Annotated in this window: 22 protein-coding genes and 4 pseudogenes; 13 read left to right on the top strand and 13 right to left on the bottom strand. The window is 69.0% G+C overall.

All coding sequences use genetic code 11. The features are described from left to right. Positions 1-26: 26 nt before the first annotated feature. The 5 genes from ABZ208_RS30410 to ABZ208_RS30390 all read right to left on the bottom strand — a co-directional run bounded on the left by ABZ208_RS30410 (position 27) and on the right by ABZ208_RS30390 (position 4,177). Positions 27-1,454 (bottom strand): NtaA/DmoA family FMN-dependent monooxygenase, encoded by a 1,428-nt coding sequence (locus ABZ208_RS30410; protein WP_356912663.1) that lies wholly within the window; start codon positions 1,452-1,454, stop codon positions 27-29. A 21-nt stretch (positions 1,455-1,475) separates the two neighbouring features. Continuing rightward, positions 1,476-2,678, bottom strand: coding sequence for an LLM class flavin-dependent oxidoreductase (locus ABZ208_RS30405; protein WP_356912662.1), 1,203 nt, complete (start codon positions 2,676-2,678; stop codon positions 1,476-1,478). A gap of 74 nt (positions 2,679-2,752) precedes the next feature. Beyond that, positions 2,753-2,887, bottom strand: coding sequence for a putative leader peptide (locus tag ABZ208_RS30400; protein WP_356912661.1), 135 nt, complete (start codon positions 2,885-2,887; stop codon positions 2,753-2,755). Positions 2,888-2,966: 79 nt separating this feature from the next. Next, positions 2,967-3,920: a glutathione S-transferase C-terminal domain-containing protein gene (locus ABZ208_RS30395; RefSeq protein ID WP_356912660.1), complete on the bottom strand. Its 954-nt coding sequence runs from the start codon at positions 3,918-3,920 to the stop codon at positions 2,967-2,969. Between the two features lie 134 nt (positions 3,921-4,054). Beyond that, on the bottom strand, positions 4,055-4,177 hold the full coding sequence (locus ABZ208_RS30390; protein WP_356912659.1) for a hypothetical protein: 123 nt from the start codon (positions 4,175-4,177) through the stop codon (positions 4,055-4,057). A gap of 251 nt (positions 4,178-4,428) precedes the next feature. Here ABZ208_RS30390 and ABZ208_RS30385 point away from each other — a divergent pair. From ABZ208_RS30385 to ABZ208_RS30360, 6 genes and pseudogenes are all read left to right on the top strand, one after another. Beyond that, positions 4,429-5,169, top strand: a pseudogene (locus tag ABZ208_RS30385) (ABC transporter permease subunit); the annotation flags it as partial. A gap of 297 nt (positions 5,170-5,466) precedes the next feature. Beyond that, complete coding sequence (locus ABZ208_RS30380) at positions 5,467-5,961, top strand: winged helix-turn-helix domain-containing protein (RefSeq protein ID WP_356912658.1); 495 nt, start codon at positions 5,467-5,469, stop codon at positions 5,959-5,961. Between the two features lie 13 nt (positions 5,962-5,974). Then, a complete protein-coding gene (locus tag ABZ208_RS30375; protein WP_356912657.1) occupies positions 5,975-7,204 on the top strand; it encodes an acyl-CoA dehydrogenase family protein in 1,230 nt (409 codons plus the stop codon). Positions 7,205-7,284: 80 nt separating this feature from the next. After that, positions 7,285-7,614: pseudogene (locus ABZ208_RS30370) on the top strand (TauD/TfdA family dioxygenase); the annotation flags it as partial. Between the two features lie 90 nt (positions 7,615-7,704). Beyond that, the gene (locus tag ABZ208_RS30365) at positions 7,705-8,163 is read left to right on the top strand and encodes an Rrf2 family transcriptional regulator (RefSeq protein WP_356912656.1); all 459 of its coding nucleotides are present in this window, start codon (positions 7,705-7,707) and stop codon (positions 8,161-8,163) included. A gap of 349 nt (positions 8,164-8,512) precedes the next feature. Then, positions 8,513-8,725 carry a DUF4287 domain-containing protein gene (locus tag ABZ208_RS30360; protein WP_356912655.1) on the top strand — a complete coding sequence of 71 codons (213 nt, stop codon included), beginning with the start codon at positions 8,513-8,515 and terminating at the stop codon, positions 8,723-8,725. Positions 8,726-9,090: 365 nt separating this feature from the next. On the opposite strand, the gene ABZ208_RS30355 is transcribed toward ABZ208_RS30360, so the two are convergent. Next, entirely contained in the window at positions 9,091-10,629 is a 1,539-nt protein-coding gene (locus tag ABZ208_RS30355) for a hypothetical protein (protein ID WP_356912654.1), read from the bottom strand. After that, positions 10,629-11,810, bottom strand: a complete 1,182-nt coding sequence (locus tag ABZ208_RS30350) for an FAD-dependent monooxygenase (RefSeq protein WP_356912653.1) — start codon at positions 11,808-11,810, stop codon at positions 10,629-10,631. The genes ABZ208_RS30355 and ABZ208_RS30350 overlap by 1 nt, the downstream gene beginning before the upstream one ends. A 535-nt stretch (positions 11,811-12,345) precedes the next feature. Between ABZ208_RS30350 and ABZ208_RS30345 the strand changes: the two genes are divergently transcribed. Next, on the top strand, positions 12,346-12,945 hold the full coding sequence (locus ABZ208_RS30345) for a hypothetical protein (protein ID WP_356912652.1): 600 nt from the start codon (positions 12,346-12,348) through the stop codon (positions 12,943-12,945). A gap of 419 nt (positions 12,946-13,364) precedes the next feature. Continuing rightward, positions 13,365-14,480, top strand: coding sequence for an AI-2E family transporter (locus ABZ208_RS30340; protein WP_356912651.1), 1,116 nt, complete (start codon positions 13,365-13,367; stop codon positions 14,478-14,480). Between the two features lie 239 nt (positions 14,481-14,719). Here ABZ208_RS30340 and ABZ208_RS30335 read toward each other — a convergent pair whose 3' ends face one another. After that, positions 14,720-14,923: a hypothetical protein gene (locus ABZ208_RS30335; protein WP_356912650.1), complete on the bottom strand. Its 204-nt coding sequence runs from the start codon at positions 14,921-14,923 to the stop codon at positions 14,720-14,722. 7 nt (positions 14,924-14,930) lie between these two features. Beyond that, complete coding sequence (locus tag ABZ208_RS30330) at positions 14,931-15,722, bottom strand: class I SAM-dependent methyltransferase (RefSeq protein ID WP_356912649.1); 792 nt, start codon at positions 15,720-15,722, stop codon at positions 14,931-14,933. A 291-nt stretch (positions 15,723-16,013) separates the two neighbouring features. Between ABZ208_RS30330 and ABZ208_RS30325 the strand changes: the two are divergent. Both ABZ208_RS30325 and ABZ208_RS30320 read left to right on the top strand, forming a co-directional pair. Beyond that, positions 16,014-16,556: pseudogene (locus ABZ208_RS30325) on the top strand (SDR family oxidoreductase); the annotation flags it as partial. A 331-nt stretch (positions 16,557-16,887) separates the two neighbouring features. Beyond that, a complete protein-coding gene (locus tag ABZ208_RS30320; protein WP_356912648.1) occupies positions 16,888-17,175 on the top strand; it encodes a hypothetical protein in 288 nt (95 codons plus the stop codon). A 154-nt stretch (positions 17,176-17,329) separates the two neighbouring features. On the opposite strand, the gene ABZ208_RS30315 is transcribed toward ABZ208_RS30320, so the two are convergent. Next, a complete protein-coding gene (locus ABZ208_RS30315) occupies positions 17,330-18,007 on the bottom strand; it encodes a macro domain-containing protein (RefSeq protein ID WP_356912647.1) in 678 nt (225 codons plus the stop codon). A gap of 187 nt (positions 18,008-18,194) precedes the next feature. On the opposite strand from ABZ208_RS30315, the gene ABZ208_RS30310 reads away from it, so the two are divergent. Then, complete coding sequence (locus ABZ208_RS30310; RefSeq protein WP_356912646.1) at positions 18,195-19,811, top strand: ADP-ribosyltransferase domain-containing protein; 1,617 nt, start codon at positions 18,195-18,197, stop codon at positions 19,809-19,811. Positions 19,812-19,991: 180 nt separating this feature from the next. On the opposite strand, the gene ABZ208_RS30305 is transcribed toward ABZ208_RS30310, so the two are convergent. Both ABZ208_RS30305 and ABZ208_RS30300 read right to left on the bottom strand, forming a co-directional pair. Next, positions 19,992-20,576, bottom strand: coding sequence for a hypothetical protein (locus ABZ208_RS30305; protein ID WP_356912645.1), 585 nt, complete (start codon positions 20,574-20,576; stop codon positions 19,992-19,994). A gap of 183 nt (positions 20,577-20,759) precedes the next feature. Further along, positions 20,760-21,179, bottom strand: coding sequence for a hypothetical protein (locus ABZ208_RS30300; RefSeq protein ID WP_356912644.1), 420 nt, complete (start codon positions 21,177-21,179; stop codon positions 20,760-20,762). A gap of 316 nt (positions 21,180-21,495) precedes the next feature. Between ABZ208_RS30300 and ABZ208_RS30295 the strand changes: the two genes are divergently transcribed. Beyond that, a complete protein-coding gene (locus tag ABZ208_RS30295) occupies positions 21,496-22,170 on the top strand; it encodes an HAD family hydrolase (RefSeq protein WP_356912643.1) in 675 nt (224 codons plus the stop codon). Positions 22,171-22,296: 126 nt separating this feature from the next. On the opposite strand, the gene katG is transcribed toward ABZ208_RS30295, so the two are convergent. Continuing rightward, a complete protein-coding gene (gene katG / locus ABZ208_RS30290) occupies positions 22,297-24,486 on the bottom strand; it encodes a catalase/peroxidase HPI (protein WP_356912642.1) in 2,190 nt (729 codons plus the stop codon). 576 nt (positions 24,487-25,062) lie between these two features. Between katG and ABZ208_RS30285 the strand changes: the two are divergent. Continuing rightward, positions 25,063-25,194, top strand: a pseudogene (locus ABZ208_RS30285) (transcriptional repressor); the annotation flags it as partial.

Raw genomic sequence — 25,194 nt, 5'->3', positions numbered from 1 at the left:
CACGATGAGGGTGATGGCCAGGAACTTCACGACGCCGCCCGACCGGTCTCCGGCTCCGCGCGGGCGTCGGGGTGTGCCAGGCCGAGGTGGTCGCGGAGCGTGGTGCCCGTGTAGTCGTGGCGGAACACACCGCGTTCCTGGAGCAGCGGTACGACGATGTCGGCGAACTCGTCCAGACCGCCGGGGGTGATGTGCGGGACCAGGATGAAGCCGTCGGCGGCGTCCGCCTGGACGAAGGCGTTGATCCTCTCGGCGACGGTGGCCGGGGAACCGATGAACGACTGACGGCCGGTGGTCTCGATGACCAGTTCGCGGATCGACAGGTTCTCTGCGGCGGCGCGCTCGCGCCATTGGCGGGCGACGGCGAGCGGGTCGCGGAACATGCGCACGCTGGCCCGGCCGCGGGCGATGGTGTTCTCGCCGGGCTCCGGGGCGATGTCGGGGAGCGGGCCGTCCGGGTCGTAGCCGGACAGGTCCCGGTTCCAGACGTGTTCGAGGTACTTGATCGCGGTCTGGCCGCTGACCTGTTGGCGCCGTACCTCACGGGCCAGCTCCTGCGCCTCGGCGTCGGTGTCGCCGAGTACAAAGGTCGCCGCGGGAAGGATCAACAGCTGGTCGTGCGTTCGGCCGTGCCGGGCCAGGCGCCCCTTGACGTCGGCGTAGAACTCCCGGCCCGCCTCCAGGGTGCTGTGCCGGCTGAAGATGGCGTCGGCGCTGGAGGCGGCGAACTCACGCCCCTCGTCGGAGTCGCCGGCCTGGAAGATCACCGGGCGGCCCTGCGGGCTGCGTGGGACGTTGAACCGGCCGGCGATGTCGAAGTGCTGTCCTCGATGGACGAAGGCTCCGGCTTGCGCGTCCTTCAGGAAGATGCCGGATTCCCGGTCTGCGACGATTTCGTCGCCGTGCCAGGAGTCGAACAACTCGGTGGCCGTGGCCAGGAACTCCTTGGCCCTGGAGTAGCGCTGGTCCTGCGGGAGGAAGCCGCCGCGCCGGAAGTTCTCGCCGGTGAAGGCGTCCCAGGAGGTGACGACGTTCCAGCCGGCGCGTCCGCCCGACAGATGGTCCAGGCCGGCGAACTGGCGGGCCACCTCGTAGGGCTCGTTGAAGGTGGAGTTGATGGTGCCGGTCAGACCGAGACGCTCCGTGACGGCGGCGAGCGCGGACAGGACGGTGAAGGTGTCGGGCCGCCCCACCACGTCCAAGTCGTAGATGTGGCCGCCCTGCTCGCGCAGTCGCAGTCCCTCGGCGAGGAACAGGAAGTCGAACTTGGCGCGTTCGGCGGTCCGTGCGAAGTGAGCGAACGAGCTGAACTCGATGTGGCTGCCCGCCCGTGGGTCGCTCCACACGGTGGTGTTGTTGACGCCGGGGAAGTGGGCCGCGAGGTGGATCTGCTTCAGGGGCTTTCCCGTGGTCGCCTTGCTGGAGGCCGGTGTGCCCTTGATCGGTTTGCTCATGGTCGTACGGCTCCTCCGGCTTCAGGCAGCGGCGTAACGGTTGGCGGGGCGGGCGAGCCCGAGCAGCCCGCGCAGCGTGTCCGCCTCGTAGGTGTGCCGGAAGGCGCCTCGGCGTTGGAGTTCGGGCACCAGGCGCCGGGTGACCTGCTCCAGGTCGTGGCCGATCACGCCTGGGCGCAGTCGGAAGCCGCTCAGGCCGGCCAGGCGCCGCTCCAGCAACAGGTCCGCCAGCTGCCCGGGCGTACCCGTGAACACCTCGGCGTCGCTCGTGTACGGGTAGCCGGCCAGGCCGTCCAAACGGGCCTTGCGGTCCTCCGCCGCCGCGGGATCGCCGTCCAGGAACACCACTAGGTCACCGAAGATGTGCAGCGGCTCCTCGGCCCGCCCTGCCGCGGCCTGGGCGGCACGAATCTCGGCGACGACGGCGCGGGCCTGGTCGGTGTCGTGCGGGGTGACGTAGCCGATGTCGGCCGAACGGCCCACCAGTTGATACGGCACGCTCTTGTGCGCGAGCGCGCTGACGACGGGCTGTCCCTGCGGCGGCCGGGGAGTGATCGAGGGTCCTTGGACGCTGAAGTGCCTGCTCTCGAAGTCGATGTAGTGCAACTTGTCGCGGTCGATGAAACGCCCGGTGGCGACGTCGCGGATCTCCGCATCGTCCTCCCAGCTGTCCCACAGGCGGCGCACCACCTCGACGTAGTGGGCGGCCTCTTCGAAGAGCTCGGTGATCAGATCCCTGCCGGCCGGGGTGTCCCGGTCCTCGACACGGAGGGGTGGGAAGGTACGGCGGCCGAAGTGCGCAGCCTCGTTCTGCCGTGCCGTCACCTGGACGCGCAGGCCCGCGCGGCCGGTGCTGACGTAGTCCAGGGTGGCGATCGCCTTGGAGATGTGGAACGGCTCGGTGTGGGTGGCGACCACGGTCGGCACCAGCCCGATGTGCCGGGTCAGCGGTGCGAGCCGGGCGGCGATCAGCGCGGCGTCCAGCCTGCCCCGCACTTGGTCGGTGCGCCCGTCCGGCTCCGTGAGGTGCGAGGACTGCAACCCGAGCGCGTCCTCGAACGTCACGAAGTCGAGCAGGCCGCGTTCGGCCTCGATCACGAGGCCGGCCCAGTAGTCGGCGGTGAACATTTCGTGGGGCCGGGCGCCCGGCTCACGCCATGCGGCCGGGTGCCAGCCGGTGCCGTCCAGCGCCACGGCAAGGTGAAGAGGGGGAGGTGCGGACACGAGGAGGGTGCCTTCCTGGTCGACCGTATGTGATCACCAGCCCTCCCGAGGAGGGCTCGACGGCGGGGAACAGATCAGGAACAACAGAGGGCGCCGCACACCCGTTGCAGATCGATGTGGGGCCGGGAGTACAGGCGGACGCAGCCGCGCGCGACGAGAACCCGACAGCCCGGGACGAGTACGCGGGAAACGGGGAACAACACCGTCATCTCCGCTCTTCCGGCCGCTTGTCCTGCTCGGAATGGGACCTGCTGTGCTCCGGCATGGCAGGCCCCATGTCGTTGCAGGCTAGGCGGAGCTTGACGGACGTAGGTGGAGAGCGTATTGCGGTTCCGTGAAACCGTCCGGACCCTCCTGGGAGGGCTGAGCGGACTCGTCCGCGATGTGGACCGCCCAGTCCAGGATCTGCACCGCCGCCCCTGCGGCCTCCAGTCCTTGGCAGTTGGCATGGTGCCTGCGGGCGATGCCGTCCAGGTCGAGGTGCGGGCCGAAGGCGGGGTGGGCGGCCAGTCGCCGTGCGTAGGCCCACAGATGCGGATGGTCGGCGATGCGGTGGACCGCAGCGGCGTCCAGGTGCAGGCGGTGCACGGTGTCGAGCTGGACCAGGGTCACCCACAACTGCACGTCGGCGGGGGTCATTTCGTCGCCCAGGACGAAGTCGGAATGGGCGAGCCGCCACTCCAGTGAGCCCAGGACACGGAGCATGGAGATGAGGGCTCGATCGCGCGCCGCGGGGTCGGCTTCGGCTTGCCCGACCTGCTGTGCGGCTTCGTTGATGCAGACGCAGAGGTGTTCGACGGCCTCGATCTCCGACTCCGTGCCGTGCGGGTGAGGGGCGGGCCGGGCAGAGCCGTCGGCGCCGAAGCGCCGGGCCAGGTCCCGGAGGATGTCCGGGGTGTGCGTGCTGACGATCCGTCCCGTCCAGGTGTCGCTCAACACCGGTGCGGCAGCTGGGCCGGGATGCCGGTGCGCACTGGCCTCGTACAACGGGCGCAGGGCGGAGTGTCCGCCGTCGGGCCTGTCGGGAACTGCCGGCAGCAGAACTACCGGGAGGGTCTCTTCCAGACCTAGCAGGCTGTGTGTGATGGCGATCCGCAAACAGTAGGGGCAGGACAGCGAGAGGTGGAGGCGGTAGCGGCGCGACACGGCGTAGTAGCCGCCGCTCGCGTCACAGCCGATCCTGCTGCGGAACGACGGCGGGGAGGGGAGGGACGGCAGGGTGGGCAGGGGTGCGGCGGGCATGTGTCTCCCTGGGTCCGGGTCCGGCTTCTGGTTCTCAGAGGTGCGGCAGGCGGCGCACGTGGGGTGATGGGCGCGCGGCGGCGTCGGCGCGTACCCGACGCGGCGGGGATACGGTGCCGGTGGGCACCGCCGGCTCAGCGCAGAGGGCTCGCCGCGCTGCAGACACGCAGGAGATCGATGTGGCGGCGGGAGGTCAGGAGAAGAGTCGACCGGCCCGCGCGCATGGCGCGGTTGGCGGACGGCTCCAGACGCTCCATCGTTTCCTACCTATTCACCAGGAATCTCTGCTCTGGAGTGTCAGGCGGCCTTCGTGTCACGTCAAGAGGGCCTTCCCGTGTCCGGCCCGGCGTCTCACACGATGGTCTCGTCATACGACACCACTGCTTCTCCCCGCGACTCCGCGGCCGTCCGGCCCCCAGGACACCTCAAAGACTCCAGCAGCCCAGGCCACGACGGCGATCTGCCACGGATCGTGCCCCCGGCATGTCGGCCGCCGGCTGACGCGGCGCTGCTGGTCCTGGCGATGGTGGTCAACTCCGTCGTTTGCAACCACGCCTTCCAGTGGGACGTGGTCGGCCGGTACTTCACCACCGCCGCCGTGCTCGACGGGCTGCACCTCACCCTGTGACTGACCGGCGTGGTGGTGATGCTCGGCTTCCTGCTCGGCATCCCGTTGGCCGTGATGCGCTTGTCTGCCAACTCGGTGCTGCGAACGCCGAGTTGGGGCTATGTGTGGATCTTCCGGTCCACCCCGCTGCTGGAGCAGCTGCTGTTCTGGTTCAACATCGTCGCCCTCTACCCGACGCTCGGCCTCCCCTTCGGGCCTCAGTTCGTGACCGTCAAGACGGTCAACCTGCTCGGCCCCACCCGGCAGACGGCTGCGCCGGATCGTCACCCCGCAGGCCATGCGCTCCATCGTCCCGACCGCGGGGAACATGCTGATCGGCAATCTGAAGGGCACCAGCATCGTCAGCGTGCCGGCAGTGCACGACCTGCTGTACTCGGTGCAACTGGTCCACAACCAGACCTACCAGGTCATCCCGCTGCTGATGGTCGCCACTCTCTGGTACATCGCCGTCGCGACCGTGCTCAGCGCGGGACAGTTCTACGTCGAGCGTCATTACGCGTATGCTCCGCCCGCGCGTTGCCGCTCACGCCTCTGCAGAGGCTCAGGGTCCGTCTGGCCGCGCTTCGCGCCTGGCTGGAGAGCGCGACCGCGCCCGAGGACCCGCCCAGCGGTCGGGGGTGACCAGTGAGCCCACCCACCGACCGTGTTCCCTATATTTCCTATCGATTTACTAGGAAAGTATTGACGGCCCGCCCAGCGGGTGCGCAGGATGATGTACATGTCCCACACGCAGCAACGACTCGTTCGTCGTCGGCATGTCGACTTTGGTCACGTCGTCAGCGCCGCCTGCTGTCGCGTGTAGGGCACGCGGCTCACACCTTGCGCGTGCCACTCCGCTCCTTCTCTCTCATCCCGGGTAATCAGGCGGACCCACCCACTGCGCCTGATGGCCCGACGTACCCCTGAAGGACGACCGCCATGACCACGGCACTTCCGGCGCAGGCCACTCCATCGGATTCGCCACTCCCCGATATGCACCATCTCCGCCTCGTGGACCACACCGCACAGGTCGGCTTCGCCGAGGACGTGACACGACCGGAGATCCGACCGGTCGCCCCCACGGACTCACCTCCCGTACAGCAGACGGGAGGCGGTGCCGTCCGCATCGATGCCGCGCGACATGTCGCAGAGATGGACGGACGCGAACTGGACCTCACCTACCTGGAGTTCGGGCTGCTGGCCCACCTCGTACACCAGCCTCACCAGGTGCATTCGCGCGAGCAGTTGATAGCCGGCATCTGGGGCTACGACCACATCGGCGACGGCCGCACCGTGGACGTCCACATCGCGCGGCTACGCCGCAAGCTGGGCACGAATCACCGGCACCGGATCGTCACCGTACGGCGCGTGGGCTACAAGTACGTGCCCGACCAGCACGAGAGCCCCAACACGGCACCTTGCCACCGATCTTGAGGAGACCACTACCATGGGCGTTGCCATTGCGCCGTCCGGCCCCGCCGCGGAATCCGACCGGACCGGGCCCGGCCGCGCGCACTGGCTGCGCGTGGCCCGCGAGGCGGCGGAGGACCTCGCCACGGACGCGGTGGCCAGGGAGCAGGCAGGCAAGGCCCCGCTCGACGAGGTGTCCCGGCTGCGCGAATCGGGACTGCTGACGCTCCTCGTACCGGCCGAGCTCGGAGGAGGCGGCGCGGACTGGCCCACGGCCTACGCCGTCGTCCGGGAGATCGCCGCCGCCGACGGCGCGATCGGTCAACTGCTCAGCTGTCACTTCTTCCTGTCGTGGAGCCCCTGGTTCTTCACCGAGCCGACTCTCGCCGCACAGGTCGAGCAGCAGTCCGCGGCGCAGCAGTGGTGCTGGGGCGGTGGTCTCGCCCGTCAGGAACCGCCTCTGACACTGGCCAGGGCTGCCGGTGGCTTTGCGCTCGACGGTCGGCAGAGCTACGCCACCGGGGTCCTGGTCGCCGACCGCCTCGCCGTGCGGGCCGTACGGGCCGACACCGGCGAACCAATCGCCCTCGTCGTCGATCCCGCCCATCACGGCGTAGGGATCGACGGTGACGCCGACACTTTCGGCCAGCGGCTCGCGGCCGGCGGGAGCGTGGAGTTCGACGGTGTACCGATCGCCGCCGACGACGTACTCGGCTCCTTGTCCGCGGACGAGGATGTCCTGTCGCCCCTGGCCGGTCTGGCATCGCCGGTCGGGCGTCTCCTCTCCGTCCAGCTCCGCCTCGGCATGGCTGAGGGAGTGCTCGCCGAAGCCCGTGACTACAGCAGGGCGGGCCACTCACCCTGGCACCCGGACTGGCCGGTCGGCTCCCACCAGGACCCGCAGGTACTGACGGCCTACGGAGAACTCACCGTCCTCACCCGCGCCGCGTCCGCGCTCACCGATCAAGCCCAGGAAGCCGTGCACGGCGGGCTCCTACGCGGCGAAGACCTCACCTACGACGAGTACGCGGAGATCTCCGTCCTCGTGGCCATGGCCGAAGCCGCCGCCTCCAGGGCTGCACAGGAGTCCACCGCCCGCGCCCTCGACATCATCGGCGCCCGTTCCGCGTCCTCGCGGCTGGGCTTCGACCGCTTCTGGCGCAATGCCCGGACCCACACCCTGTATGAGCCCGTAGCTCACCGGCTCCGTGATGTCGGGGACTATTTCCTCAATGGTGCGCACCCTCCGTTCGTCCTGCCTGTGTGACCTTGCGATGCCGCTCGGCTCTTCATGTACTGCCGCCTCGACCGGGCGGACACGGCTGCCCAGCAGGCGATGCGGCTGGCCCGGTGCCCGGGGAGCGCGGCCTGTGCGTCGGCGGCTTCGCCCGGAGCATCGTCGGCCTCGGCCCCTCCGACTCACGGGACCTGCTGCGCATCTTCCAGTCGTATGTCACCCGCCCCGGAGAACATCGTGCGGGTGGCCTGGACGCTGGGCGACCTCGTCCTGTCCGACAACCGCATCACCCAGCACTACGCCCCGACGACTACGGCGACCTGCCGCGCCTGCTGCACCGAGTGACCGTCGCGGGCGACGTCCCCGCCGGCGTCGACGGCACCCGCAGCCACGTCATCGAGGGCGACGACGCGTCCCACTGCATGCCCGCCGCGGCCTGAGCCCACTGCTGCCGGGCCCGGGTCGCCTGCCCTTGCCCTGCGGCCCGCCCTATGCACATGTCGACCCAAGCCATACGGGATAATGTGCACATGCGGATCTCAGCCAGAGCGGACTACGCCGTACGTGCCGCGCTACAGCTCGCCGCGTCACGGGATGACGGGCCACTGAAAGCCGAGGCCATCGCCGACGCCCAGGACATCCCGCACAAATTCCTCGAAAGCATCCTGAACGACATGCGCCGGGGCGGTCTCGTACTCAGCCAGCGCGGCGGCAACGGCGGCTACAGGCTGGCAAAGCCCGCCGAGTCCATCAGCATCGCCGACGTCATCCGCACCGTGGACGGACCACTGGTCTCGGTGCGCGGGGTCCGCCCCCCGGAGCTGTCCTACACCGGCCCCGCCGAGTCGCTGCTCCCGTTGTGGATCGCGCTGCGTTCCAACGTGCGCGAGATCCTTGAGGGCGTGTCGCTCGCCGACGTCGCATCGGCCCAACTTCCCGCCGACGTGTCCGCGTTGACCAAGGCCCCGAGCGCCTGGGCAAATCCCTGACACGCTGGACCTGTTGGCTCCTACCCCGGGCCGCAAAGGCGCGCTGGAACCAGCGGTGCCTGCATGGCACCGGGCCGCCGCCACGAGGATGAGTTCCTCCGCGGCGTGCACCTGGGGCGCCGCGCCCTGGCAGGAGCTGGAACTCGCAATGTGGCTGCGACGCTGCAGGCAAGCAGGAAAGCCGTTCGCCCATGGCCCTCCACGCCTACACGCCCCGCGGGCGAGGGCGCCCCACTCGCGCGACATCACCCTGTGATCTGAATCACCGCCGGCGACCGATCAGTTGACCGCTACCGTCCGGTCATCCCCGCAGACAGCGACAGAGCAGCCCCCGAAAGGACCTCGACACATGACCGCAAACGTGAAGGGACCCGCCTCCTACTTCCCGTCGATCGAGAAGAAGTACGGCCGACCGATCGCGGAGTGGAAAGACCTGCTCCGCTCCTCGCCCCTGACCAAGCACATGGAGCTCGTCTCCTGGCTCAAGGACGAGCACGGGCTGGGCCACGGCCACGCCAACGCCCTGGTCGCCCACACCCTCGCCGAAACCGCTGCGAAGTGAACCGATCGACCGGCCTGGCCGCACCGGCTTCGCCGGTTCGAGCCAGTACAGGTAGGCGACGCGCATGCCGCCGCAGCAACAGTTGCGGCGCATGAGCTGCGCGGCGATCGGCTGTCCGCCGGGCAGCAGTCCAAGGGCCCGTAACTGTCTACACGTCGCCTGATCGTCCGGGGCGAGCCGAGACGGTCAGGTGGTTACGCCGTAGCAGGCGCCGGTCAGGCCGTAGCACTTGCCGAAGTGTGGGAGACATCGGCCTCACCGCACCAGGATGGTCGGTTCGGGCGCGCCCTGCGGGTGTTGGCAAGGCGGCCGCAGACGTCCAAGTCGTCCATGCGCTCGTCGTGGAGCGCTTGCTCGGGCGGCCGTCAGTCCTTCGGCCTCGGCGACGTCTTGGCGCAGAGGTACGGACGCGCGAGCAGCAGGCCGGTACCGGTCAGGGCGATGCCGAAGTAGACCGGCGCGAGGTGGATGAAGTCCGTGTAGTGGATCGCGCCGTGCACCACGACAGCCGGCAGGAAGCCGGCGGCCGCCGCCGCGGCCAGGGTCCAGAACACCCAGGCCTCACCCCGGCGCCAACCCCACACGCTGAGCAGGGTGATCGCCACCGCGGCGGCCATCAGGGCGCCGCCGAACCCCGCGCGATCGTGGGCGACGAAGGGCACGAGCCGGGGGTTCACGGCTTCCAGCGCCTGCGCGCTGGTGCCCAGGAAGGCCAGGTCGGTCGGCACGAAGACACCGGTCAGACCGACCACCGAGATCACCGCACCGCCGGCGAACAGCCCCGCTCCCGTGACGATCAGCAGCAGCTGGCCGGCCAGCGCTCGGCGGCGCTCCGGCTCCGGCCCATCGGGCGCCAGGCGCCACCGCGGGGCGTGCGGGGCCCGACGGACCGCGGCCACGAACATCGGGAACAGCACGGCGGTGGTGGCCGTGTGCAGGGGTTCCACGAAGCCGGTGGCCAGGAAGTAGAACAGGGTGGGGAAGCCGATCGCTCCCGAGAGCAGATACACCTCGCGGGCCCAGGGCCAGCCGCGCCTGATCCCACCCACGGCGAGGCCCGTGTAGAGGGCGCCGATCGCCACCATCGTGCCGGCCATGGTGATCCGGTCGTGCTGGAGGAAGTGCACGAGGTGGTGGTTGGCGGCATGCAGTTCGTGCAGCGTCATACCGAGGTAGTCACGGTCGTACCAGAGCAGCACCGGCCCGAGCGTGATCGCCGCGGCGCCGAGTCCGGCGCCCGTCATACCGAGCCCGACGAGCAGCGCCCACCACCAGGCGGGCCAGCGGCGGGGATCGCGGCCGACGTCCCGTAGCACCGGAGCGGGTGTGGTGGGCGTGGCTGCCTCGGTGACCCGAGCGAACCAACCGGGTCCGGCCTCGACGAGCACCCCAGGCCGGGCCAGCAGCACGGCGCCTGGCTCCTCGAGGGCGGCGGCCGCGGCAGTGACCGACGGGTCGGACACATGGATCACGTGCGGGTCGTCGCCGCTGGTGAAGCCGTCGACATGGGGCTTGAGGGCGGCCTCGGCCTCCGGGTCGCAGGCGCGGACAACCATCGGGATCGAGCGGCCGGCAGCGGCCTCGCGTACGGTCTCCGCGTCGGCCGCCGAGACGGGCGCCACCTCGATGACACCAGCCCCGAGCGGGGCCAGGGCGCGTACCGCTTCGCGGGCGAGCGAGGGCGGGACGGATATGCCGAGGCGGGTGGTCACAGGCACGCCGACGATCTCACCGGCGAGCCGCTCCGGCGGATGGCGGTGGCCGAACGCCCTGGCGATCAGCCGAGCGCCGGCGGGACGGGAGCCGATCGAGGCCAGCAGCCGCAGTGCGGTGCGCTGCGAACGGCGTCGGCCGAGGACGGCAGCGGCCGCGCCGCGCAGCGGGTGGTACGTCCAGTCCGGCATCAGCGGCTCTCGTTCTCCGTCGCGGTCACGGGGTCAGCGGGCGTGGTCCAGCCGAGCACCGGCGTCATGGAACGCAGCGTCGCCCGCGTCGGCGTCAGCCGGGCGGCCGTGTCGCGCAGCAGCACCGCGGGCGGCCACGACAGCTGGCCGACTGCGCCGAGCCGGGCGGAGCGGCGCGTGATGGCCTGGGTCCGCGGGCGGCGCAGCAGGTCGTACGAGCGGAGCGCGGCGGCCACGTCCGAGGTGCCGTCGAGGCAGTGGGCGAGGGTCACCGCGTCCTCCAGCGCCTGGCACGCGCCCTGGCCCAGATTGGGGGTCATGGCATGGGCCGCGTCGCCCAGCAGCGCGACCCGGCCGTGGGCGAAGGAGGGCAGTGGCGGCAGGTCGTACAGGTCGTGCCGGAGCACCGCGTCCGCGGGGACGGCGGCCAGCAGGGCCGGGATGGGATCCGGCCAGGACCCGAACCGGAGCAGCAGTTCGGCGTACTCGGACGAGCCGGAGGCTGCTCCCGCCGGCAGCGACGTGGTAGCGAAGCAGTACATCCGCCCGTCCGGCAGCGCCGTGTAGCCGAACCTTGCTCCCCGGCCCCAGGTCGCCGCGCCCTCGGAGGGCTGCTCGGCGAGGGGCTCGGTGACCATGCGCCAGGCCGTGTAACCGGCGTAGCGGGGGCCGGCCGCGTCCGGCCACAGGGCGTGGCGGACCGCACTGCGCAGCCCGTCGGCGCCGACCACGAGATCGGGCCGGGACTCGCCTCCAAGGTGAACGACGACCGGGCCGTGGCTGTCGTCGCGGACCGCGGACACCTCGCTGCCCGACCGCAGGCTGCCGGCGGGCAGAGCCTCGGTGAGCGCCCGCAACAGGTCCGCGCGGTGCAGGACGACCAGGGGATGGCCGAAGCGGCGCGCCAGCTCCGCGTTGTCCGTACGGGACAGCCAGCGGCCCTGGCGGTCGCGTACGCCGCCTGTTGCCTCGACGGCGCCGAGTGACCGGACGGCGCCGGCCAGGCCGAGCGCCTCGAGCGCGTGCAGCGCGTTCGGCCACAGGGAGATGCCGGCGCCGATCTCGGTGAACTCCGGGGCCCGTTCCAGCACCTCGACGCGCCAGCCCCGGCGGTGCAGGGCGATGGCCGCCGCGAGGCCGCCGATCCCACCGCCGACGATGGTCGCGGCGCGCTGCGGCATGGGTCCTCGCTCTGGGTTCGGGGGCGCCGCCCCCGGTCAAGTGGCCGTCGATCCGGTGCCCGAGCGGAATGCGACGCGGCGCAGGTCCAGCTGAGCGGCGCCTCATAGCAACATGTCAACAGACGCCTGTCAACGTGCCTAGGGGCGGAACGGCAGGCGATGTCAGGGGTTGGTCAGGGGGTGTCGACGTTGGGATGGCGCGATGACAGATGGGGCAAGCGCCGGTCCAGACCGCGACGGGTAGCTGCATCTCGCGGACGATCTGGCAGAAGGTCAGGCCACAAGCTCTTTGGGGCCGAGCCAGTCGCTGGAGTGTGCAGAAGGCGTGGGCGGCAAGACGAGGGGACATCGACCCCCAGGACCGGGTCTCGCTCATGTTCCAGGGTCAGTTGCCAATGCTCGACATGGCCCACCTCGGGCGGGATGCCGCACCGCTCGCGGCGACTCTGGGTCGGCGCACGGGCGGCAGGGCACTGGCCACAGGAGCTGCCGAAACAGGATGAACCTGCGGGCAGGCCCAGTCACAATCCAGGGCATGACAAAGAAGCGAGACACCGTACGGCCGGACTCTGCGGACGCCGACCGTGTCCTGAAGCGGCTCGACGGGGCCGTGAACACCGGCAACCTGGTCCGGATCCACCGCTCGATCCGGGGCGCCGAGAAGATCGAGGGCTTCGTCGTCGCCACGACGCCTGCCTGGACCCTGATGGCGCCCTGCTCGGACATCCAACTCGACGGCTGGGCCGCGGTCCGCACCGCGGACATCGTCAAGGTCCGGCGTAAGGGCGACAAGACATGCCTCACCATCAGGGCACTGCACCGCCGGGGCCAGTGGCCGGTACTCATGCCCGGCCACACACTTCCCCTCGACACGCTGCCCGCCCTGGCGGAGGCCGCACACAGAGCCTTCGGACTTGTCGCACTCCATGCCGAACGTCATGTAACGGGTGCCTGCTGGATCGGCGCGGTGACGGAGGTGCGCACCAAGTCGGTGCGGCTGAGGGAGATCGACCCGCGGGCGTGCTGGCACGACGAGGTGACCAAGTTTCCCGGCAAGGACATCACCCGGATCGATTTCGGTGGCCGTTACGTACGGATCCTGGACGAGTTCGCCGGACCGCGCACCGACGCCTGACAGTCCCGGCACGAAGTCTGTCGGCACGCCGCGCACGCCCCAGCGTGTGGTGCCCGACGCGCCGGGCCGCCCACAAGGCGACGGGACGACGGACAGCTGACGATCGCGGTGTCCTTCCCGCGATCCGATGGATCGCCTCATCGGGCCGGGGGTGTGGCCGCCCAACGCCAAATGCTTCAACTGCCGTTCGTACAGCGGCAGGTACGAGACGCCGAGCGCCGCCGCCGTCTCCATGACCACCCCGCTGTACCCGCCCGCCCCGCCGCACCGGATCGGCGTCCCGTTCCCGGCCGAGCACCGGCAGCGACAGCAGCGCCCTCCCGTGCCTGACAGTCAGTCAGTCAGTCAACGAGACCGCAAAGCTGCTCCTGACCAGTAGCGATACCGGGCTGCGACCGGAGCACCAATAGGGTGATCCCATGCCTGCCACGTTGAGTTCCACAAAGACCGCCGCCGCGCTCCGAACATCGGCACGCGTCTCCGTCGAGTTGCTGCTGATACTTGTGATGGCTGCGGTGGCGCTGTGGATTCTAGGCCGGATGTGGTCGGTCGTCTGGCCGCTCATAGTGGGCCTGCTTCTCACCACGCTGACCTGGCCCCTGGCGCGTTTCCTGCGTCGGCGCGGGTGGCACCCCGCTCTGGCCGCGTCGGTTGTGACCGTGCTGTTTCTGCTGGTCGCTTCGGGAATCGTGGCGCTCATCGCGGTGCCGGTGGCGTCCCAGTCCGGCGAGCTGGCCGACGGAGTGGTCGAAGGCATCCAGAAGCTGCGCGAGTGGGCCGCCGGGCCGCCGCTGAACATCGGCGACGACCAGATCACAGATGCCTTCGACGCCGCGATCGCCCGCCTTCAGAACAGCGTCGGCAGCATGGTCACCGCTGTCGCCACAGGAGTGGGCACCGTCTTCAACGGCGTGGTCACTGCCGTCCTGGCGCTCTTCCTGATGTTCTTCTTCCTCAAAGACGGCCCGCGGTTCTTGCCGTGGCTCACCCGGCAGCTCCCCGGTCGACTCGCCACCGATGTCCCGATCGTGGCCGCGCGCGGTTGGAACACCCTGGGCGCATTCGTGCGTTCCCAGGCATTCGTCGGCCTGCTCGACGCTGTCTTCATCGGCATCGGCCTGTGGATTCTGGGGGTGCCACTGGTGCTCCCGTTGGCGGTGCTGACCTTCGTATCCGCGTTCGTACCGATCGTGGGTGCCCTGTTCGCCGGCTTGGTCGCGGTGCTCATCGCGTTGGTGTCGAACGGCCTGACGGACGCGCTGATCGTGCTGGCGATCATCGTCGTGGTGCAGCAGCTCGAGGGCAACGTGTTCCAGCCGGTGATCCAAAGTCGCGGGCTGGGCCTGCACGCGGCGGTGGTCCTGCTGGCGGTGACGTTGGGCGGCAGTCTGGCCGGCGTCGTGGGCAGCCTCCTCGCGGTACCGGTGGCCGCGCTCATTGCGGTGGTCTGGAACTATGTGCGCGAGCAGCTCAGCGACCCGGCGCAGGAGCCGGAGAGCGACGAGTCGTACGCAGGTGCCGCCGTCCCGTCGTAGTGTCTCGCCCGGCCACGTGGCGGCCGAGCGGATGCCGTAACCGTCGTTCGCCTGTGAGCGATGCGGGCCATGCTTTCCCCGATCGACCGGCAAAGGCCCGGCGCAACCGTCGGAGCGCCCGTCCAGGAGCTGGCCGCAGTCGCGTACGTGCCCGTACGCGGCACGCCCGTGTCATGGACGGGCGGGACCCTGGACGCCTGCTGATGCACCGCCGCAGGCTGTCCTCCGGCTCGGGGGTGTCAGCGGCTGATGTCGGCGACGAGAACGGTCGCGTTGTCGGCGTAAGGCCGAGATGGATCGACGGCGCGGCTGGTGGCGATCGCGCGGCGCATGGCTGTCTCAGTGAAGTGGCGGGCGGCGGTGCGCGGGTCGCCGGTCGACTCGTCGGCGAGCGGGCGCCGGGCGTCCCCGTGCGGCTCGTACGCCCTGCCAGAAGCGAGCACAAGGCGGTCATTCCCCACGGTGCGGGTCTCTGCCTCGATGGCGCGGTCTGGTCGGCTTCTCCCAGACCGAGACGTGCTGGATGCTGTCCTGGGTGAAGGGCTTGCGCGTCCAGCCGTCCCAGCGGTCGCGCAGGCGCAGGCCGGCGAGCTGGGCCATGAGGTCCAGCTCGGCGGGCCAGACGTAGCGGAAGGGCACCGTGCGGGCCTCTCCGCGGCCGTCCTGCGACACCTCGATGTAGTGGCAGGTTGCGTCCTGCGTGACGGTGTCGTAGACGGTGTAGGCCCACCCGGTCGGACTGGTGTGGAACGGGACGATGTTCTGCCCTGCCGGGATCTTGCGCAGTTCCGGAACCATCACCTCGATCACGAAGCAACCTCCGGGCGCGAGGTGCTCGGCAACGTTGCGGAAGCAGGCGACCTGGGCCTCCTGGCTGGTCAGATTCATGATGGTGTTGAAGACCAGGTAGGCGAGAGAGAAGGCTCCGTCCCCCGTCGTGTCCACCGTAGTGGTGGCGAAGTCGCCGATCGAGACACCGATGCCCTCGCCCCCAGGCTTGGCGCGCATGCGGGCCACCATCGCTCGGGACAGCTCGATGCCGTGGACTGGAACGCCCCGGCGCGCGAGGGGAAGCGCGATGCGCCCTGTGCCGATCCCCAGCTCCAGCGCCCTTCCGTCACCAGCGAGCTCCTCGAGAAGGTCCACGGTCCGCTCGATAACGTCCCGCCGGAACTGAGGACTTGAGGGCTGGTCGTACTGCTCTGCTACACGTTCTCCGAAGTACCCGTCTTCATCGACCACCGGCGGACCGTACCCCAGTGTCGGGCCAGGCGCAGGGATTATCGGCGACGCCGGCGGGCAACTCATCGAAACTCCCGGCACCGATCACGACGCCAATCTCACCGAACTCGCCACTGTGCTTTCCCGCCCCACCGATTCCCTCGAAGACCTTGCTGCCGCGCTGCTCGACCACGCTCAACCGTCAGGCGACCGCACCGACGACACCGCACTCCTGCTCCTCAGCATTCGTGCACAGGCCTGACCAACGGTCTTGGCACTGCAGGGCGGTGAAACTCTTCGAGCCGTGATTCCGTTGTCGAAGCGCTTCGTGACACCTGGCAGCGCGACACTTTTGATTACCTGGTCAACAACGCCGGCTTCGCACAGACGTCGATGATCGAGGACACGACCGAGGAAATGTTCGACGGGCTCATGCGGGTGCTCCTCAAGGGGCCGTATTTCCTGACACAGACGCTGCTGCCCCTGATGGAGGATGGCGGTGCCATCGTCAACACGAGCAGCACCGCGACGGCGACGTCCGGCCTGGAGCCCGGCTACTCGGTCTATGCGTCGATGAAGGGCGGCCTGACCGTGCTGACCCGCTACATGGCCAAGGAGTTCAGCACACGAGGCATCCGCGTCAACTCGGTTTCACCGGGCGCGACTCGCACCCGGCTCAGCGACGACGCCTTCACACGATTCCCCGAGGTCATCCCGCCCATCGCCGCAAAGACCGCGCTCGGCCGGGTCGGTGAACCCGATGACATCGGCGCGATGATCGCCACGCTGGTCTCCGACGAGAGCCGCTGGGTCACTGCACAGGACATCGAGGTGTCCGGCGGCTTCAACCTCTAGCCCGCCAGGTGCCCCGGTCGTCAGACCACTTGGCTCACCCGGGCCCTTGGTCCGGGTGTGTTACCAGTCGGGGCGCAGTCCGGTTGAGTCTGTCGGGCCGGAAACCCAACGGAACTTCACCGCTTCGTGGCACAAGTCCCATGCAGCGGTGATCTCAACCGGGTGCACAGGTCGGCGCCTTGGCCGGGTGCGCACATCAGCCCACTCGGGCCGCTCCGCGAACGACGGATGCCTTGGCATCGCTCGACAGCCCATGAGTGAGCCGGTCCGGCCACCGATACGACACGACCGCTACCGACCGCAGAGCCTCCGATCGAAGAGAACAATTGCGATGCGTGCCAACTTCGGCCGGGAGGACCGGATCGGGTCCGTCGTCCCTTGGGACCGCTGGTTCGTGGGGCTGCAGCTCAGCAACTCCTGGGGTGCCATGGGAGAGCATTGCTACATCGTCGGCGAGGCGGCCGATGCCGATGACGCGGTGGCGATCGCGCTGCTCCGGGCGGCGGCCGCCCACGAGTGTGCGGCGAGTGGGAAAGCCAAGATCGACAGGGTCGAAGCGCGACGCCTGCGGGGATGGGCGTACCTCGGGCGCCCGCTGTGCGTGGGAGCCGCCGGCTGAACTTCCTGGGCACAGCTACTGACCGCCCCAGCCGGTCACCGTCAGTACCCCCTCCCCCGTGATCAGCGCGTGTATCGGCTTCCCGCCCGCAGATCCCTGCGCGGCCCGGCACATGAGGCGGTCCACTACGACGGAGGGACAGCCGAGAGCCTCGTCAGCGGCGCGAGACGGCGCGCTTGGGGGGCGCTATGCGGACCCGCTTCTCCACGGGCGCGCTCTCGAGGTCGTCGAGCTGGGCGACGATCGTGCTGCGCAGGTCGTCGTAGTCGTCGAAGGAGTGGTCGTTGAAGAGAGTGTGGCCCGTCCACATCAGGTTGGCGCACACCCGCGCCGGCACCCGGCCGGTCCGGGCGCCCATGCCGACCAGCGCCACCGACCGGATGCTGCTCGGCGCCTTCTTGTTCTGCTGGTGGATCGCCTGAAACGCGGCGGCGCAAGCCAGGGCCACGTTCAGGGTCTCGCTGACGTTCTGCGAGGACGTCTCCATCGTCGGCGTCGAGATCAGAAACCTCGGCTTGACCGCCCCGGACGGAACGCACACCGCGCTGCCCACCGGGAGGTCTCCCGCGAACTGGCTGCGGATCGCCCTCTGCACGCGCAGTTGGATGCCCGCGCCGAGATGCCGCTTGATGGCCGCGTCGACCCCGCCGTCCATCCGGCCACGGGAGTTGGTGGGGCTGACCCAGGCGTCGACGTCCTCGTCGAGGATCGAGCCCTTGCGGATCTCAATCTCGGGGTTGTCGGCGAAGGCCGCTCGCCAGGCCTCCACCACTGCGGTGTTGATGTCGGTCAGCACCACGCTGAGCGGCGACTGCACAAGGTCTACGGTCATGGTTCACTCCGATCGGGAACGGTCACTCAACTGATCGGGACGCTACCGCGCCCCACTGACAGAGCAGCCGCCCGGCCCGGCGCCCCCACGAAGCGAAGGGGGCTGTCAGTGGGCTGACATACGCTCATGGGAACTTCGCCGATCAGGCCTTCCACCAGCCCAGTTCGACAATTCGGAGTCCTCCACCATGAGCGATGCCCAAACCCCCGCCACGCCCGACCCGAACGACCCGCTGGCCCTCGCGGAACTGTTCAAGGGCGGCGGTGAGCCGTGGCTTCCGCTGCTGAAGCCGGTCATCGAGGCGCAGCCGGACGCGGCCGCGTTCATCGGCCCGGGCCGTAGCCCGGAGGTCGTCCCCGTCCGCGAACTGACCTTCCAGGCACTCAAGCCCAACGCGCCGCACAAGTGGAAGGTCGTCATCTTCGGCCAGAACCCGTACCCACGGCCGGAGAGCGCCACCGGCATCGCCATGTTCGACAACACCTTCCACGACTGGAAGGACAGCCAGTTCGGCAGGGTCGTCAGCATCCGCTGCATCATCAAGGCAGCGGCGATGTGGAAGTACGGCATTCCCAAGAAGACCCCGATAGCCGACATTCGCGCGCTGCTGAAGAAGCAGGACACCGTCCAGCCGCCGGAGTGGTTCCAGGCGATGCTCACGCAGGGCGTGCTGCTGCTGAACGCGGCGCTGACGGCCAACAGCGACGGGGCGATCGGCACCGACCGGCACACCCGGTTCTGGCGGCCGGTCGCCGAGCGGATCGTCGAGGAGATCCTCAAGGCCAAGCAGAACGCCGACGAGGAGGACCGCGGGGTCGTCTTCGCGTGGTGGGGGGCGCACGCGCGCAGTCTGAAGAAGGTCGTTCTCGAGCTCCAGAAGAAGTACCCCGAGGTCGAGGTCCGGCACATCGACCACGCCAACCCCGCAGCGCAGGGCGACATCTTCTGCGACGGCGACCACTTCGGGATGGTGAACGCGGCCCTCGCGTCGCTGTGCGCCGACGAGATCGACTGGCTGCCGAGCACCGGCTGGAACGATCTCGCGGCGGAGACCGGCGGGGCCGACGGCGACGTCGCCGACCGCATGGGCGCGTTCATCGCGTCCACCATGGAGCTGCACCAGCTCTACCTCGACCGGCTCTCCAGCGTCAAGGACGAGGGGCTCGTCCTTCCCGCGATCACGGGTGTGTTCGACACCCCGCTCATGGACTTCCGCGATGCTGTCAGCCCAGTCGCCGCGCTGCTGTCCGGGCTGGGCCGGCACGTCGACCGGTCGCACGAGTTCGGCAAGCGGCGGGCGGACGAGGCGTCCGACGGCCTGTCCGCCGACGCGATCGCCGCCCTTTACCTGTACACCTGCGAGTCCGGGTTCTACCGGGAGATCAACGCCATCCTGCGCTCCCCGGACCGGTCCCGGCTCGTCCCGTACCTGCCGTATCTGCGGCTGCTGTTCTCGGCGGTGTCGCAACTCCCCGTCCGAACCAAGCCGTTGTGGCGCGGGGTGTCGCTGGACCTGCGTGCGCAGTACCCGCTCGGACGGACCGTGGCCTGGTGGGGCGTGTCCTCTTGCACGTCCGAGCTCGGCGTGGCCAAGGCGTTCCTCGGCAGCCGCGGCAAGCGGACACTGTTCGAGGTGGTCCCCGCCCGGGCCGTGGGCATCCGCGACTTCTCCGCGTTCACCGGCGAGGAGGAGTTCATCCTCCTGCCGGGCACCCAGCTGAAGGTGACGGATGTCAAGACCGAACGCGGCGGCCTGTGCACCGTGAGGCTGACGGAACTGGAGGAGCAGAACCTGGTGTCCTGACCAGGCACCGGCCCCGGCCGCCGCCTCCGGGTGAGGTGGCGGCCGGCCCGCACCGGCAGTCCGTGCCGGCCGTACGGACCGCGGGTCAGGAGAGCTCGTCACCGTGGTCAGGCATCTTGAACGTCTTTGACGATCGGCTGCACGGCGCCCCGGCGACGTCTGCCCTCACCGACCCCGTTCTCAGCCCAGACAGTCGAAGATCTCGTCCCAGAACGCGGATTCGTTCACATACAGGTCCTGGCCGATCATGCGCTCACGCAGATCGGTGACGGCGGCCGCGCGTACGGCGTCGTCGGCCGATTCCAGAGCGGTACTCGACTCGGCGATCAGCCCGAGGAGCACGGCCAGCAGGGGGAGGGAATCAGCGGCCGGTCCCTGCCACCCATCCCCGTGGTCCCATCCGTTGGGGTCGTAGTGGGTGATGCCACCGTCCGCCGCGTCGAGCATCAGGTGCTGGTCGCCCCAGATGGCGACGGTGAAGCAGAAGTTCTCGGGCGGGGAGTCATCGTCGGGGTAGCGGCGCCCATAGATCTCATCGGCATCGAACGGTTCCAGCCCGTCCTCGTCCCGCAAGTGCCTCGTGTCGATTCCTACGACGTCGAGGTGGACGGCGGGAAAGCCGACCGTGAGCAGGAACTCCCTCGACCGGGCATCGGTCAGCTCGGCCGGCAGACCGGCCTCGTCCGGTCGCCAGAGCGAGCCTTCGCCCAGCCGTTCCTCCAGCCACACCGCGTCCGGTATCAGCGGAGTGTCGTTGCTCTTCACTGTGTGGCCCCCATGAGTTCCGTGTCATTCGGTCAATGCCGGCGCCAGTCAATCGCATGCTCGCGCGGTGACGTTGGGCGGACGTTCCGGAGGAGTCCCGCGAAACTCCCCGCGGCGATGGCTTCGGCGGGGTCCCTTGCCTGACAGGGAGTTCTGCCGACTCCCTAGGGTGCGCTCAAGCGCCTAGGCTCTGTCCGGCGGGACCGCGGTGATCTTCACCAGTTGGGGGGTGTTTCTGGGGAAGGTCCAGATGCGGCCCAGGGTGCTGGTGGCGGTCACCGTGGTTGCGTCCAAGGTGACCTCGGTGAACGGATTGGACGAGCAGGAGACCGCGATCCATTCCAAGGTGTTGTGGTCATCGTCCCGAGTCAGGGCGACCCAGCCGATACTGCCGTGGGCCGATGATTCACCTGCCAGGGCACGGCTTCCGGCGTAGGTGCATGAGGCAAACGTCGTATCGACGTCCATCCACTGGCAGGGGGTCCACGCGGTGGCCCGTAGGACCTCCCACCACTGCCAGCGCTCGGCCCCAATGTCATGAAGCCGGCCTGCCGGGGAGAACCGCACGAGATCCATTACCGACAGGGACCCGTCGGAGAACATGATGAAGTCTCCGTGGGGCGCCTCCCGGGCACGCCAACGGTCATGCACCAGGTCAGCGCTGGGTGTCGCGTCGGGGGAGCTCACACCCGCAATGATGACATCGAGGAACAGCGCGAGGAGAGGCAGGAGTCGTCACACCTCCGGTGATACATGCGAACGTGAAGCCCCGCGGCGCCGATGACCGGTCGTGTACCCCCGCACAGCCGGTCGCACGAGGTGATACGGGACCACCCTGCGCTCCCAGGCCCAGTCGCCGCCGGGGCTCAGCATCCGTAGCGTTGGTTCCGACAGCCACACTTCGAGAGGCGGATCGGCGATGCCACGCACGGTTCTGTTCGACGTCGACGGCACCCTCACCGATACCAACCACCTCCATGTCGTCGCCTGGTGGGAGGCGTTCCGGCAAGCGGGGCACCTGGTGGCGATGCGGGACATCCACCGGGCGATCGGGCTCGGCGCGGCCGATCTCATTTCGCATCTGCTGGGCGGCGACCGTGACAGGGACAAGGACGAGGCCATCGGCGCCGCACACGACACGCTGTACGGCACGTGGTTCGACCGTCTCCCCGCTCTCGACGGGGCCCAGGATCTGCTGCATGCGCTCGCCGACCGGGGCTGGCGCGTCGTGCTGGCCACCTCCGCGGGCGGACCGGAGCTCGAAGCACTGCGGCGGGCCATCGGCGCGGACGACGTCATCGACGGCGTGGCCTCAGCGGATGACGTGGCGGCCGGCAAGCCAGCTCCCGATCTGGTTCACCACGCGCTCGAGCTCGTCGGAGCGGCCGTCACGGAGGCGGTCTTCGTCGGCGACACGGTGTGGGACATGAAGGCGGCGACCGGGGCGGGCGTCCGGGCCGTGGCGCTGCTGTCGGGCGGCATCCCCCGTGCGGATCTCGAAGAGGCCGGGGCCGCGGCCGTCTACCAGGACCCCGCCGCCCTTCTGTCGCACCTGGAAAGCAGCCTGCTCGCGGAGTTCGAACGCGGCACCTGACGGCCTCGGCGGAGAGGCTCGGCCCACAGTCCGGGCCGGGTACCTGCATGCTCACCCCCTGATCCGACTGTCCGGATCCCGAGGACGTCCGGGCCGACCGATGAGCGGCCGACCCGGACATCGGGCTCAGGCGAGGTCGAACCTGTCGAGGTTCATCACCTTGTCCCACGCGGCCACGAAGTCTTGCACGAGCTTCTCTTGTGCGTCCTCGCACGCGTAGACCTCCGAGACGGCTCGGAGTTGGGAGTGGGAACCGAAGACGAGGTCGACGGCGGTGGCCGTCCACTTGACGTCGCCCGTGGCACGATCCCGGCCTTCGTACACGTTCTCAGCCGATTCGGATGCCTTCCACTCCGTGCCCTGGTCGAGCAGGTTGACGAAGAAGTCGTTGGTCAATGTCTCGGGCCGACGGGTGAAGACGCCATGGGGGGATCGCCCGACGTTGGTGTTCAGGGCCCGCATGCCGCCGATCAGAACCGTCATCTCGGGAGCGGTCAGCGTCAACAGGTTGGCCCGGTCCAGGAGGAGAGTCTCCGCCGCCACCTTCTCCCCTTCGCGGAGGTAGTTGCGGAAACCGTCTGCGCTCGGTTCGAGCGCGGCGAACGACTCCACGTCGGTCTGCTCCTGCGAGGCGTCCGTGCGTCCCGGCGCGAACGGGACCGTGATGTCGTGCCCGGCGTTTCTCGCAGCCTGCTCGACGGCCGCACACCCGCCCAGGACGATCAGGTCGGCGAGCGAAACCTTCTTCCCGCCGGACTGCGAGAGGTTGAAGTCCTTCCGGATCTGCTCGAAGGTCCGCAACACGTCGCCCAGTCCGGACAAGTCGTTGACCTCCCAGCCCCTTTGCGGCGCGAGTCGGATCCGCGCCCCGTTGGCCCCGCCACGCATGTCGGTGCCGCGGAAGGTTGCCGCCGACGCCCAAGCAGTGGAGACCAGCTGGGAGATGGACAGCCCCGAGGCGAGGATCGTGCCCTTGAGGGCAGCAATGTCCTCGTCAGCGACCAGTTCGTGGTCGACCTCGGGGACGGGGTCCTGCCACAGCTGCGGCTCGGGAACCCACGGGCCGAGGTAGCGCGAGGCGGGGCCCATGTCGCGGTGCAACAGCTTGTACCACGCCTTGGCGAACGCTTCAGCGAGCTCGTCAGGATTCTCGTGGAAGCGCTTCACGATCGGCCCGTAGATCGGATCCACCTTCAGCGCAAGGTCCGTCGTCAGCATCATGGGGGCGTGCCTCTTCGACGGATCGTGAGCATCAGGCACAGTGCCCTGGGCCGAGGCATCCTTGGGGGTCCACTGATTCGCGCCGGCGGGGCTCGTCGTCAGTTCCCAGTCGTACGAGAACAGGTTGTCCAGGTACCCGTTGTCCCACTTCGTGGGGTCGTTGGTCCATGCGCCCTCCAGCCCGCTGGTGAGCGTGTCGGCGCCCTTGCCGCTGCCGAAGGTGTTTCTCCAGCCGATGCCCTGCGCTTCGACGGGGCAGGCCTCGGGCTCCGGACCGATGTACTGGGGATCGACTGCCCCATGGCACTTCCCGAACGTGTGGCCGCCGATGATGAGCGCAGCAGTCTCCTCGTCATTCATCGCCATACGTCGGAATGTCTCGCGAATGTCCCTGGCGGCGGCCAGCGGATCCGGGGTGCCGTTGGGCCCCTCCGGATTCACGTAGATCAGGCCCATCTGCACGGCACCGAAAGGACCGGTGAGTTCCCTGTCGCCGCTGTAGCGCTCATCTCCGAGCCATGCGTCCTCAGGCCCCCAGAAGATCTCCTCGGGTTCCCAGATGTCCTCGCGGCCGAAGCCGAACCCGAACGTCTTGAATCCCATCGATTCCATGGCACAGTTGCCGGCGAAGACCAGAAGGTCGGCCCAGGAGATTTTCCGCCCGTATTTCTGCTTGACCGGCCAGAGCAAGCGGCGCGCCTTGTCGAGGCTCGCGTTGTCCGGCCAACTGTTGAGGGGGGCGAAGCGCTGAGCTCCGCTGCCGCCACCGCCCCGGCCGTCGGCGATTCGGTACGTTCCTGCGGCGTGCCAACTCATCCGGATGAAGAGCGGCCCGTAGTGGCCGTAGTCGGCAGGCCACCAGTCCTGCGACGTCGTCATCACCTCGAAGACGTCCTGCTTCAGCGCGTCGACGTCAAGGGTCGCGAACTCTTCCGCGTAGCTGAAGTCCTCGCCCATCGGATTGGACAGGGACGAGTGCTGGTGGAGAACCTGAAGGTCCAGCTGGTTCGGCCACCAGTCCCGGTTCGTCCTGGGGCGGGTCGACGCGGGGGCCGGGGAGGGGATTACTGGGTTCTCACTTTCGCTGCCGGACACGTCCGTCCCTCTTCCTGTCTCGGTGTTTCCTTGTGCTGTCTGACTGCTCTAGACGTTGTTTGCTCTGCTGGTGTCGAGCACTGCGACCCGCGCTCGTAGCGCGCCGTGGAGCCCGCCGACCGGAAACGCCTGACCAGACCCGCGGCAGTGAATGCAGGGCTGGCGGCCGGCGAATGTCTGCCCTCACGCGCGGCACCGATGACGGAGCCTGTGTCGGCGTCCGTATGGTCGCGCACCGCGGACCGCACCGCTAAGAGAACACGCAGAGCAATCCCGCGTAACAAGCGCTCAAAATCCGAAGGCGTTCGTGGGCTCAGCAGGACAGCCCCATGCTTGACGACCGCTCCGGGCCCTGAGACATACAAGAAAGGGCGACGTATTTCCGATCATCACGATCACCCGATTACATGGGAAATGGAAACGAACAATTATATGCGCGTCTGCCCCAGCAGGCCCACCCGCCCAGGAATGGACAGAGTCCAGGTCTGGAGGATCGCCTGATCCGCTTCCCGTCACAACCTGGGCACCATCAGCGATCTGGCGGGTATCCAACCGAGCCTGAACAGGTGAGCCGATGTGAGTGATCTGCTGGAGCGACTGCGAGGGCGTGGCCGGCGGATGACCTCCCAGCGGCGTGTCGTTGCGGAGGTCCTCGACGGTGACCACGTGCATCTCACGGCCGACGAGGTGCACGCCAGAGCGGCACAG

Origin of the sequence: Streptomyces sp. NPDC006208, from assembly GCF_040613775.1 — a bacterium.
In the GTDB taxonomy this organism is placed as follows: Bacteria; Actinomycetota; Actinomycetes; order Streptomycetales; family Streptomycetaceae; genus Streptomyces.
This window is presented reverse-complemented; position numbering and strand designations above follow the sequence as displayed.